Origin of the sequence: Dolichospermum circinale AWQC310F (assembly GCF_000426925.1) — a bacterium.
Lineage (GTDB): Bacteria > Cyanobacteriota > Cyanobacteriia > Cyanobacteriales > Nostocaceae > Dolichospermum > Dolichospermum circinale.
On the sequence record NZ_KE384695.1, the window covers coordinates 19,240 to 31,400 of the forward strand.

General features: G+C 37.0%; 12 protein-coding genes. 3 read left to right on the forward strand and 9 right to left on the reverse strand.

Annotation, left to right across the window (positions count from 1 at the left end; genetic code table 11):
* Positions 1-502: 502 nt before the first annotated feature.
* From ACIR310F_RS0115280 to ACIR310F_RS0115290, 3 genes are all read right to left on the reverse strand, one after another.
* Positions 503-2,398, reverse strand: a complete 1,896-nt coding sequence (locus tag ACIR310F_RS0115280) for a tetratricopeptide repeat protein (RefSeq protein WP_028084573.1) — start codon at positions 2,396-2,398, stop codon at positions 503-505.
* A 327-nt stretch (positions 2,399-2,725) separates the two neighbouring features.
* Positions 2,726-2,905 carry a type II toxin-antitoxin system HicB family antitoxin gene (locus ACIR310F_RS22725; RefSeq protein ID WP_035368136.1) on the reverse strand — a complete coding sequence of 60 codons (180 nt, stop codon included), beginning with the start codon at positions 2,903-2,905 and terminating at the stop codon, positions 2,726-2,728.
* A 6-nt stretch (positions 2,906-2,911) separates the two neighbouring features.
* Complete coding sequence (locus ACIR310F_RS0115290; RefSeq protein ID WP_028084574.1) at positions 2,912-3,301, reverse strand: hypothetical protein; 390 nt, start codon at positions 3,299-3,301, stop codon at positions 2,912-2,914.
* 187 nt (positions 3,302-3,488) lie between these two features.
* Here ACIR310F_RS0115290 and htpG point away from each other — a divergent pair, with 187 nt between their 5' ends.
* A complete protein-coding gene (gene htpG / locus ACIR310F_RS0115295) occupies positions 3,489-5,444 on the forward strand; it encodes a molecular chaperone HtpG (RefSeq protein ID WP_028084575.1) in 1,956 nt (651 codons plus the stop codon).
* Between the two features lie 118 nt (positions 5,445-5,562).
* Positions 5,563-5,799, forward strand: coding sequence for a 50S ribosomal protein L28 (gene rpmB / locus ACIR310F_RS0115300; RefSeq protein ID WP_028084576.1), 237 nt, complete (start codon positions 5,563-5,565; stop codon positions 5,797-5,799).
* A gap of 219 nt (positions 5,800-6,018) precedes the next feature.
* Here the strand turns inward: rpmB and ACIR310F_RS0115305 are convergent, their stop codons facing one another.
* Positions 6,019-6,921, reverse strand: coding sequence for a metallophosphoesterase family protein (locus tag ACIR310F_RS0115305; protein WP_028084577.1), 903 nt, complete (start codon positions 6,919-6,921; stop codon positions 6,019-6,021).
* A 56-nt stretch (positions 6,922-6,977) separates the two neighbouring features.
* On the opposite strand from ACIR310F_RS0115305, the gene ACIR310F_RS0115310 reads away from it, so the two are divergent.
* Positions 6,978-7,892: a hypothetical protein gene (locus tag ACIR310F_RS0115310; RefSeq protein ID WP_028084578.1), complete on the forward strand. Its 915-nt coding sequence runs from the start codon at positions 6,978-6,980 to the stop codon at positions 7,890-7,892.
* Positions 7,893-8,090: 198 nt separating this feature from the next.
* Here the strand turns inward: ACIR310F_RS0115310 and ACIR310F_RS0115315 are convergent, their stop codons facing one another.
* From ACIR310F_RS0115315 to ACIR310F_RS0115335, 5 genes are all read right to left on the reverse strand, one after another.
* Positions 8,091-8,852 carry a phycobilisome rod-core linker polypeptide gene (locus ACIR310F_RS0115315; RefSeq protein WP_028084579.1) on the reverse strand — a complete coding sequence of 254 codons (762 nt, stop codon included), beginning with the start codon at positions 8,850-8,852 and terminating at the stop codon, positions 8,091-8,093.
* Positions 8,853-8,973: 121 nt separating this feature from the next.
* Positions 8,974-9,699 (reverse strand): phycobilisome rod-core linker polypeptide, encoded by a 726-nt coding sequence (locus tag ACIR310F_RS0115320; RefSeq protein WP_028084580.1) that lies wholly within the window; start codon positions 9,697-9,699, stop codon positions 8,974-8,976.
* A gap of 140 nt (positions 9,700-9,839) precedes the next feature.
* Positions 9,840-10,583, reverse strand: coding sequence for a phycobilisome rod-core linker polypeptide (locus tag ACIR310F_RS0115325; protein ID WP_028084581.1), 744 nt, complete (start codon positions 10,581-10,583; stop codon positions 9,840-9,842).
* Between the two features lie 69 nt (positions 10,584-10,652).
* Positions 10,653-11,492, reverse strand: coding sequence for a phycobilisome rod-core linker polypeptide (locus ACIR310F_RS0115330; protein ID WP_028084582.1), 840 nt, complete (start codon positions 11,490-11,492; stop codon positions 10,653-10,655).
* Between the two features lie 37 nt (positions 11,493-11,529).
* A complete protein-coding gene (locus ACIR310F_RS0115335; protein WP_028084583.1) occupies positions 11,530-12,126 on the reverse strand; it encodes a HEAT repeat domain-containing protein in 597 nt (198 codons plus the stop codon).
* Positions 12,127-12,161: the final 35 nt, after the last annotated feature.

Below are 12,161 nucleotides of genomic sequence, written 5' to 3' on the forward strand. Positions count from 1 at the left end.
ATAGTTCTTCCTTGTCAAGTTCAGGATATCATGTCTAAAATTAGATGTCAATGGTTTTATTACCTTTTTTCGGCGATGTTTTTAAGGTGTTGGCTGTTAATGTTTTATTGTTTTGGTTTATTAATTGATGATTTTTTGCTCTCGCAGAGACGCAGAGGCGCGGAGAGTTATTTTGTCTGTTTCTGAGGTAGTTCTTCCTTATCAACTTTAGCATAACATATTTTAAATTAGATGTCAATGGTTTTATTACCTTTTTTTGGCGATGTTTTTAAGGTGTTGGCTGTTAATGTTTTATTGTTTTGGTTTCTTGGTTGATGATTTTTTTTCGCGCAAAGACCCAAAGGAGCAAAGGGTTATTTTGTCTATATTGATTTAAATCAAGCATGAGCTTATTCAGGATTTTAGTAATTTATCAAGTATTTTGACACTTATAATCCTGTACATCCTATAATCCTGGATATCCTGATTCAGACAACTTTCATATTGTACAACAATCATTTCTTTATGTATCGTCATCTGATGCTTCTGTTTGCTGATGCAAAGATTCCCGAATAGATGACAATAAATCAGGATTATTTTCTATTTGCTCTAGCAATGCTAACATTGTTTCTGTATTTAGTTCTGGAAAGTTTGCTTGTTTTACAAGTGCTTGAAGAATAGCAAACAATGTATCTTTGTTACATTGCAAAAGTTTCATTATGTATAATGACTTTACCGTAAGTGCTGCATTTTGCGTATCAGGGTGTTCATTCCCTAATTTTTGTTGATATATTACTAAAGCTTGTTGAGCTAGATTTTCAGCTTCTAAATATTTTCCTTGAGAAGAATACAATCTTGCTAAATTATTAAGACTTTGTGCAACATCAGGATGATCATTACCCAGTTGGCGTTTTAAGATATCTAAAGATTGTAAATAAAGAGGTTCAACATCATTGTATCGTCCTTGAGATTCATACAATACTGCTAAATTATTAAGACTTAGTGCAACATGAGGATGATCATCACCTAGTTGGCGTTTACAGATATCTAAAGATTGTAAATAAAGAGGTTCAGCATCATTGTATCGTCCTTGAGAATAATACAATTGTGCTAAACCATCTAAACTAAGAGCATATTCTATATCTTCTTTATTTTCACACCAAGCAATCATCTTTTTAAGATGTGGTTCAATCAAATTGAAAGTTTCTAGATTAGTTGATTGATCAATATTACTAGCAACTACAACAAAAACATCACAAAATGCTTGTTTAATTTGGCTAAAGTTCAAATGTTGTTTTAACTGTTCATAAAAATAATCGTGAATTAACAGATGTAAATTATAAATATCTTTGTCAACAGTTATCACCAAATGCAGTTTTCTTAAAGATTTTAACCAACGGTCTTTTAAATTATCATGATTAAATGATTCACCTTGCAACTGTTGATAAATTTCAACAACCAAATCCCAACGAATAGGAGAAGGTGCAAAAGCAGCTAAAACACAAGCGAGATATTGTGCTTCTGATTTTAATTCCTCCCAACTTAAATCAAATGCAGCTTGTAAACCTCTTTTTGCTTCCATTCCTGCCGGTACTTGTTCTGGTGACAGTGTAGAATGTTTAATTTTCTCTTGCAATTTACCACGCATTGCTAACAGTGATAAATCCTGATAATCTTCATCATCTAAATAATATCCTACCAATTCTAAAGCTAAAGGCAAATATCCCAACTCACGACAAAGTTTTTTAGCCTCTGCTGGTTCTTTATCAATTCTTTTTTGTCCAATAATTGCAGCTAATAAATCTACTGCTGCTGTTTTTGACAATACTTTTAATTCTAACTTTTCCGCAATGCGTTTATTTGGTGTTTCCCGCGAAGTCATCAATACTCGCAGAGAAACTAAATCTTTTGGTGGTAAATAGGATTCGATATCTTTATTTAAACTAGATACATCATCAAAAATCAATAATACATTTTCTGTTTGATATTTCCATTGTTGCCAACAAGCCGTTACCATTTGTTGAGTAGATAAATTTGCTGGTAAATCTGCTTTAAATCTCCATTTAGTCAAAGCGATAATTTCCCCAGCCATATTTTCCCTATCTCTGACATCAATATAATAGACTCCACCAGGAAATAATGATATACATTTTGGTAGATTTGCATATTTTCGCACCAGTCCAGTTTTCCCAATTCCTCCCATTCCAGAAACAACACAAACGTTTTTACCACTTTGCAATAATTCATGGAGTTTTTTTAATTCTTTTTCCCGTCCAAACAGTCCACCTTCACGGGGTTGAGGTGGTTTGAAAGGGTTTCCTTTTAAATATTGTGTTGTACTAGAAAAGAGGTTATTTATAACATTACCTTCTCCGTCTTGTTGGATATTTATTTGTTTGTTAAAGTTGTTAAAGTTCATAAGATAATTTGAAGTAAATAAATGTAGGAGTTTATCTCGTTCTCAGTCTCAGACTGGGAATGCTATCATTGAGGCTCTGCCTCTGCTATTATTGAAGTCAGAGACTTCTAAAATTCATTCCCATACAGAGTATGGGAACGAGAATACAAAGTATGGGAATAAGAAATGTTATCATTGAGGCTCTGCTTCCGCTATTATTGAAGTCAGAGACTTCTAGAATTCATTCCCATACAGAGTATGGGAACGAGAATAATCACCAGCCCCAATTAGATAACTAGCAACTTGAGTTAGTTTACTTTAGTAAACTTTAGCTATTGGCCTGGAACTTCAGTTCCAGACGGGTGTTGAATTTCTTTCACTATTTTGAATATCAAAAACTAAAGCTGAACGCATATTCTCTAACGTTGTTTCCAATGTCTCCCCCGTAGTAATACAACCCCAAATATCAGGGGAGTATGCAGAAAATCCTGTTTTAGTTTTTTCTAAAACAATCAGATATTTATCCATATAAGTTCAGAAGTTACCAAAGTTGTTATTTTGAGTATTGTTTGAACCATCTTGTGAAATATTAATCTGTTTACCAATAATATTAATTGTGCCTCCTGCTTTCGCTGCTTGATACTTTTCCTGAAATGTGGTATTCTTCTCAACATCAGCAGTAGCAACTAATTCCGCAAAAATCGGATTTGAGGGAATTTGTGCTAAAACTTCTGAATTGAGAGATAATACTTCTGGATTACCTGCTGCTAATGCTGCTGCTGTGTCTGGGGAATGTTTACGAATAAAATCAAGTGCTTTTCCCACCTTTTGCATTAAAATATCACTAAAATTTTCACCTTGTTTCTGTAACACTCCCGTGAGAAATATGGTAGTAATGGCAGTAGCTAAAGTTATGGGGTCCATAGAATTATTCCTCAAGATGGTTGAATATACTCAACTTTTATTATAAATATCTAAAACCATCAATAATCCTTTGGTAGTGTAATCCGAATCATGATTAAGAGGTATTCCTTACCCCAAAAAAAATAAAATCACCGAAAATTGATTTTCAGAATCTATATCTGCAAGCAACCAAAACTGACGGATAACTATGCTAGAACAAGGTAACATCAGTATTCATACCGATAATATTTTCCCGATTATCAAGAAGTCTCTCTACTCAGATCATCAAATCTTCTTGCGGGAACTGGTTTCCAACGGGGTAGACGCTATCCAAAAGTTAAATATGGTGTCCCGTGCTGGTGAATATAATGGTGAAATTGGTGAACCAGAAATTTCCATTAGCATTGATAAGGACAACAAAACCCTCTCCATTACTGATAATGGTATCGGAATGACAGCAGAGGAAGTAAAAAAATATATTAACCAAGTTGCTTTCTCTAGCGCTGAGGAGTTTATTCAAAAGTATGAGGGAAAAGCCGACCAACCGATTATCGGTCATTTCGGTTTGGGTTTCTACTCTTCTTTTATGGTCGCAAAGCAAGTACAAATTGATACTCTTTCATATAAAGAAGGCGCACAAGCAGTGCGTTGGACTTGTGATGGTTCTCCTAAGTTTGTTTTAGATGAGTCTTCACGCACTACACGGGGAACTACAATTATTCTCAGCTTGGAAGGGGAAGAGGAGGAATTTTTAGAACCAGCACGAATTAAGAATCTTGTCAAGACCTATTGTGATTTTATGCCGGTTCCCATTAAAATGGATGGGGAAATTTTAAATAAACAAAAGGCTGCATGGCGTGATTCTCCTAGTAGTCTTACGAAAGAAGACTATTTAGAATTTTACCGCTATTTGTATCCTTTTCAGGAAGAACCCTTATTATGGGTGCATCTGAATACAGATTATCCCTTTGTAATTAACGGTATTCTCTACTTTCCGAAAATGCGTCCTGATGTAGATGTTACCAAGGGACAAATTAAATTATTCTGTAATCAGGTGTTTGTCAGTGACAATTGTGAGGAAATTATTCCCCAGTTTTTAATGCCGATGCGGGGTGTGATTGATAGCACTGATATTCCTTTAAATGTTTCTCGAAGTGCTTTACAAGGCGATCGCACTATTAGGAGAATAGGAGATTATATAGCCAAGAAAGTGGGCGATAGACTCAAAGAATTATACCGTGATGACAGAGAACAATACGTAACAATCTGGAAAGATTTAGGAACATTCGTCAAGTTCGGTGTTCTCAATGATGATAAATTCAAAAAACAAGTAGAAGATATCATTGTCTTCCGCACCACAGCTAAATTAGAAGCCACAGCAGCGGTTGAGGTGAAAACTGCTGAAGATGATGCTTGGCAAGATATCACCTCAGCTAATGGTATTAATTTACCATATACTACTCTCAAAAAATACTTAGAGCGAAACAAAGAGCGTCACGAAAATAAAGTATTTTATAGCACTGATGAAGCTAGTCAATTCACTTATATTGAACTGCACAAAAATCAAGGTTTAGAAGTCCTATTTATGGACTCCTTCATTGATACCCACTTTATTAACTTCCTCGAACAAGAATATCGAGATGTTAAATTTACACGGGTGGACTCGGATTTAGATAATACTCTTCTAGAGGACAAAACTGGTGAAATTGTTGATCCAACCACTAACAAGACGAAAGGAGAAGTGATTAAAGAAATATTTGAGAAGGCGCTGAACAAACCAAAATTGAACATCCGCACGGAGTCACTCAAATCCGACGACCCCCAAGGAACACCACCAGCAATGGTATTATTACCGGAATTTCTGCGTCGGATGCGGGAAATGACCGCTATGATGCAGCAGCAAACCGCTGAATTTCCTGAAGAACATATTTTGCTGGTAAATACTGCCCACCCATTAATTCAAAACTTGGTTAATCTTAATCAAGGTAGTATTATTCATAGTGATGGTGTATCGCCGACGAGTCAGTTAGTGACAATGATTTGCCAGCACGTTTATGATTTAGCACTGATGTCTCAAAAAGGTTTTAATGCAGACGGAATGAAATCCTTTGTAGAACGTTCTAATGATGTACTAACTAAGTTAACGGAACAAGTAAGTAAGTAAATAACCAGATTCCCGCTTGACGTAAGCAGTCGGGAATCTGAATATAAGCTGTCAATCAGGATTTCAAAGGATATAATGGGAAGGTTGTCTTAAAATAGAACTCTAGGAGATATTTATTATGTCCCGTCGTTGCGAACTAACTGGTAAAAAAGCCAATAATGCTTGTTCTGTTTCTCACTCTAACCGTCATACAAACCGCTTACAGCACGTTAATCTCCAAAGTAAGCGGATTTGGTGGGCAGGTGGTAACCGTTGGGTAAGATTGAAACTCTCTACTAAAGCTATTAAAACCTTAGAAACTAAAGGTTTGGAAGCAATGGCTAAAGAAGCTGGTATCAACCTCAACCATTACTAAATAGTAGGTAATAGGTAATAGGTAATAGGTAATAGAGATTTATTTCTTGCCTTTTACCTGACTGGTGCGTTACTAGTCGCTAACACACCCTACTATTTACAGCGAATTTCAGGTAAATGAACCACGGTTTTTGTTTCGCGCAAAGGCGCAAAGTAAGGAAGGCGCAAAGGAAGAAGGTAATCAAAGTCTGGTTTAAATAGATGAAAACTGCTGTAAGGTTTAGTTTAGTTTAATTAAACCTTGATCAAAAACGCGATTATTAGTATCAATACCACTGATTTCTATTCTCTCTGGGTAGACATTATAAGCAGCAAAACTCAAATTACTTGTACAATATTCTGTTAATTGAGAAGGACTTACAGGACGATTACCGGCACCAGCGCCACAGATTAAATAGGTAGTTCCATTAATAGCGCGAGTCCGTTCATAGTTATGTTCATGGCCATTGATATAAAGTTGAACATTGTACTTTTTAAATAAAGGGGTAAAAGTGTTAATAAAATTAATATTATTACCATAATGACCAGATGAATAAATGGGATGATGACCAAATACGATTTTCCAAGGTACTTGACTAATACTTAATTGCTTTTCTAACCAAATTAATTGATTTTGCCAATCTGCATTATTATTAGTATCTAAAGCAAAAAACTGAACTTGATTTTGAGTAAATGTGTAATAACGTCCTTGCATATTAAAACCAGGATATTTCACTTGAGGAACACCATTATCAGTGCGAATATCATGATTACCTAAACAAGCATGAAACTTGACACCATTTTTTAGTAAAGGTTGATAAGGACGTTCAAAAACTTGATTAATTTTCTCTATTTCGCCATGATTATAAATATTATCACCAGCCAAAATTACTAAGTTGTAAAGATTTTGCTGATGATAATAATTCATAGAATTTGCGACAGCATACTGACCTTTTGCACCGGTTCCCGTATCAGCAACGGAGACAAAACGCAATAATAAATCTTTTTTCAAATTTTCTTTAGTAGGGTTAGCGGCTGTTGCTGATTCTATGAGAGAATTTGATAATAACTTCCCATCTAAAAATCCAGATGTGATGACACTAATTCCACTTAAAAACAAAAATTGACGGCGTTTAATATTCATAATTATCTATTCCTTGTTGTATATGTTTTTGATTCGCTAATTTGGGTAAAAGTTCCATGTCAGGAAAAAACGCACCAAAATCAAGAAATGAACCCGTAACCACCCTATACAAAAAAAATCAACCAATTTGGAAGACAGCAATTATCCAAGTTTTGCGCGGAACAATCGGTGTTTTAGAAACTACTATAGTCAAATTGGAGACAGAAATACCCAAGGATACTAGTGGGAAGAAAATTAATTTTTTATCGCGTTGGGATGGATTTTTAAGGACATTTCGCTTATTCTTACCATCAAGTATATCTAATAATGTGTCAGATTCGCTTTTGACTGGGATTTTTGCGGTAATTTTTCTGGTGACAATAGGAATTACTATATTTTTGTTTATTCCTAAATCTACTCAAGTTGCGGTTGTTCCTCCAGTTCAGGAAGTTACTAAACCAACTCCAGTTATAGAACCCGAACCTAAACCGACTCCAGTTATAGAACCCGAACCTAAACCAACTCCAGTTATAGAACCCGAACCTAAACCAACTCCAGTTATAGAACCCGAACCTAAACCAACTCCAGTTATAGAACCCGAACCTAAACCAACTCCAGTTATAGAACCCGAACCTAAACCAACTCCAGTTATAGAATTAACACCAGAAGCAAGTTTATTAGTAGCAATTGAAAATCAGTTTTCAGAAATTAGCGTTTCTGTAAAGAATACCAAAGATAAAAATAAAGATAAAAATATTGTTTCTCAACTTATAAAACCTCTAGGTGCTAATTTCCGTACTGGCGATTTAACTCTAAAAATTAGTGATATGTGGTACAGTTTAGAAAAATCTCAACAAGATAAACTAGCTGCGGATATATTACAACGTTCCCAAGAGCTTAATTTCACACATTTAAAAATTGTTGATTCTCAAGAGAAAATGATCGCCCGTAGTCCGGTTGTTGGTAATGAAATGATAATTTTTCAAAGGTAAAATTCGGGAGATTGATACAGCGGTTTCCGATCTGATGAAGTACAAAGTTGAATCATGAAACTCTTGTGGTGCGGGCATCTTGCCCGCTAAATATGTACCTCATAACACCGGGAAGTGCTGTAACTTGTAAATATCCTTAATGTCAAATACAAATAGTATTATTGGCTAGGGCGGGCTAGAAGCCCACCCCACAATTACCTAGCGTCTACCACGATAAGGAACAGCATTGAGGTAGTCAATATCAAAGGAAGATAACTTTTGTGCGTAGTTACCTTTACCAGATACGGAAGCCGCCATAGCTGCGAATTTGCGAGGATCTCCTTCGGCCATGCGCTTTTCTTTCGCTTTGGCGGTGTAGAAGTTCTCCAAGGTAAAGCGCCAGTCGGTTTTGACTGTACCTGCTGTTTCTTGGAAGTCAGCACCGTAACGGGGTGTTACCAAATTAAAGGGACGGTCTACAAAACGCTTCCGTTGGTAAGGTACAGTATTTTCGCCAAAATTTTCGGTGTATTCGGCGCTGTCTAATAAAACATCAACAAAACCGCCAAAACCTTTGTTACAAATGACAATTGACCAAGCAATTTCTTCTTTTTTATTGTAAGCACAACGACCCAATAAACGTTTGAGGGTGATATCTACTAAACGGTAGTTGTTATTAACAGAAACGACTAAACGATAGAAAGCTTCAGATTTTGCTAAACCCCGAATAAAGTCACGCACTGACAAAGAACCGTTTTTAAGTTGAGATTCTAAAGTAACTTGACGGTTAAATTTGAGGATTTCATGTTCACTGAAAACTTGACGATAAGCGGCCCAAATAATGCTTGTTATGTCAGTGTAAGAACTAACATCTTCTAAGCGATAGATATAAGGTGTATCTTCATTTTGGTCAGCAGGTCCAAAACTGCTTACCCGGTGATTTTGGCTGCTTGGTTTGTATTCAAGTAATGGCAATGCCATATTGTTTTTTTCCTTTTATGATTAAGTTAAACAAAGATAATGAATTAGGGAATAGGGAATAGGGTGTCAATTCCCCGTATTATTCCCTATTTCTTCTTAATCTTATTTTCCCCTGAAACGGTTAGTAAATAGAACTCATTCCTAACCAATTGAGAATAAATAAGAAGACGATACCTGCGGTTATGACTAGTAATACAGCAGATAGCGCCCCCCAATCAACATTTTGCCCAGAGTTTGGGTAGACAAACCCACGCCATTGATTATACCGACCTCTTTGGACAATACCTGCCCGGTCTCGATAATCAGCACCATAGCGGGGCAGAAAGCTGATTGGTCGGTCTGTGGTCATGCGTTTGCGTTGATAGGGTACGGTAGAATCACCAAAAGCTTGTTCATACTCGCTACTATCAATTAAAACATCCACAAATTTTCCCCAACCCAGAGTAGCAATTTGAATTGACCAGGCAATTTTTTCTTGCTCATTGTAAGGAGAACGACCTAAGATCCTTTTCAGGAACATTTCTACCAAGCGATAGTTGTTATTTGGTGTCACAACTAGCTGATAAAATCGCTCTGATTTCACCAACCCGCGAATGAAGTCTTTAACCGTAATTGACCTATTTTTGAGTTGGGTTTCTAAGTTAATTTGGCGGTTAAATTTGAGAATTTCCTGTTCGTTGAAAATTTGGCGATAAGCCGCCCAAATTAGTTGTTGAATTTCGCCGGGAGAGTTAGCATTTTCAATGCGGTAGATGTAAGGACTGTCTTCATTTGTATCTGCTGCGCCGAAACTACTAACTCTTTGGTTTTGAGTTGTAGGTTTGTATTCAAGTAAAGGAATTGCCATTTTAAAAAACCTGCCTTTTGGTAAAGTTGGCATCTCAAAATGTTGTTATACTTAGCAAAGTAACTAAAATTAAAATCCTTAAAAAAATGCAAACTTTTGAACTTTCTTGACCCAGAACACCCAGCTAGATAAAAAACTATTTAGCGCACGGGAAACCCAGCACTAGGACTAACGGAAACAGGAATACCAGTTGATGTTGTTTGTCTTGTGGTGTTAGGGATTTGGATATTAGCAGTGCTAACTGGTGTGTAAGTCACTGTTTTAATCTTAATGGAATTTGCCATATCCAAAAAGTTTTTGATGTCACCCCATTTATAACGAGCATCTTCGAGTTGGTCGCGCCAATAATCGCTGTATCGTGGTGTTACCAAATTAAAGGGTCTATCTTTATAACGTCGTCTTTGATAGGGAACAATATTTTCACCAAAGTTACTTTGATATTCTTCAGAATCTAGCAACGTATCAACAAAGCCACCCCAGCCTTTAGTAGCAATGACAATTGACCAAGCAATTTCTTCTTCTTTGTTGTATGGTGCGCGACCTAATAACCGTTTTAGTCCAATTTCTACTAATCTGTAATTAGAATTAGTCTGAATTACCAAACTTTGGAAAGCTTCAGATTTAGCTAAACCCCGGATAAAATCGCGGACGGTAATTGCTTTGTTTTTTACTTGGGATTCTAAATTAACTTGACGGTAAAATTTGAGGATAACGTGTTCACTGAAAAGTTGCCGATAAGCTGCCCAAATTAATTCTTCTACTTCTTCACCAAAGGAACAGTCTTCGATGCGGTAAATTGTGGGTGTATCTTCGTTAGGAACTTCATAACCAGAAACGCGCTGGTTTTGAGAACTGGGTTTGTATTCTAGTAAAGGTATTGTCATGTTTGTCAGTTGTCAGTTGTCAGTTGTTAGTGGTCAGTGGTCAGTTGTCCGTTGTCCGTTTGCGAATTACTAATTTTTGGCGTTAGCGGGGATATACCGATAAGGTAAGGAAACTGCTACGGGTTTAATAGTGGGTTGTGGTGTACCGATTTCGCGGGAAGTATCGGGTATTTCCAGGCTACTGACGAAAGATTGGGCCGTGGCTAAACTACGTTGATAGTTGCGTTCGTTGGTAATAATTGACCCCGCCATAGCGAAGAAATTAGCCGGAATTGCCCGTCTGATATCTGCTGTAGTCAGTTGTCCTGATGTCCGGGCTGTGTAGAAGGAACGACCAGTTATACCGCGAAGGTTTTGAGTATCACGCCAATAAGCATTGTAACGGGGATTAACTAAATTAAAAGGGCGATCGCCAAAACGACGACGTTGAAAAGGTACAATGTCATCACCAAAGTTGTCTAAATACTCACCAGAATCCAATAAAGCATCTATAAACCCATGTAATCCTTTGGTAGCAATGACAATTGACCAAGCGATTTCTTCGTCTTTATTATAAGCAGCCCGGCCTAAGAACCGTTTTAAAGTAATGTCAACTAAACGATAATTAGAGTTTGTATCTGCTACTTGAGTGCGGTAAACTTCTGATTTGCCTAAACCCCGGATAAAATCCCGCAGGGTAATAGCCCGATTTCGCAGTTGTGATTCTAAGAAGTTTTGCCGATAACTGTCTAAAATCAGGTGTTCGCTGAAAATTTGCCGATATGCTGCCCAAATGATGCTATCAATATCTTGGTCTGAAGTGGCATAATTTAAGCGATACATCGTTGGTGTATCTTCGTTGGGGACTTCGTAGCCTTCTACGCGCTGATTTTGCGATTTAGGGGGATATGCTAGTAGTGGTATTGACATTTTTACTTTTACCTTGTTATATGGTATGTAAATTACTTTACTGGCTATAGGCCAACTGAACGCGAGCGCGAACTGCTTTTTCAGTATCGTTAGTCAGCATTGATGCAAATTTAGCAAAAATAGGTGATCTAACTGTAGCTACTTTCGCTAAAGCTTGTAACCCAACAACAGCAGCATAACGAATTGACCAGTCTGTATCTTCACAGATGCACAATAGTGTCTCTAGGGCGCGATTTATAGCTATTTGACTGGCAACAATGTCTAGTTTATGCCATTGTAAATTTCCTAGTCCCTTAGCGGCCGCACGGCGGACGCTAGGGGCAAAGTCAGTCAATGTAGTATCAATGAGAACATCTAAAGCGCGAGGATCGGCGATCGCTGCCAGAGTGCGAATTGAATAAGCCCGTGCGCCATAGTTATAATCATCAAGGTCTAGCAATTGTGGGACTGCTACCTCTCCCAACTCTGTTAATGCTGCTGCTGCCACTATCGCTGCTTCTGGATTGTTATAACCAAATACAGCAATTAAAGTGGAAATTGCTGATGTATCTTTAATTGCTGCCAAATTTTTCACCGCTGTCACCAGTTGGTCAGGTGTTTCAGCTGTGGCAATAGCCCGAATTAGTTCATCCATTTTTTATCAGTGGTCAGTGGTCAATAGTCAGTAGT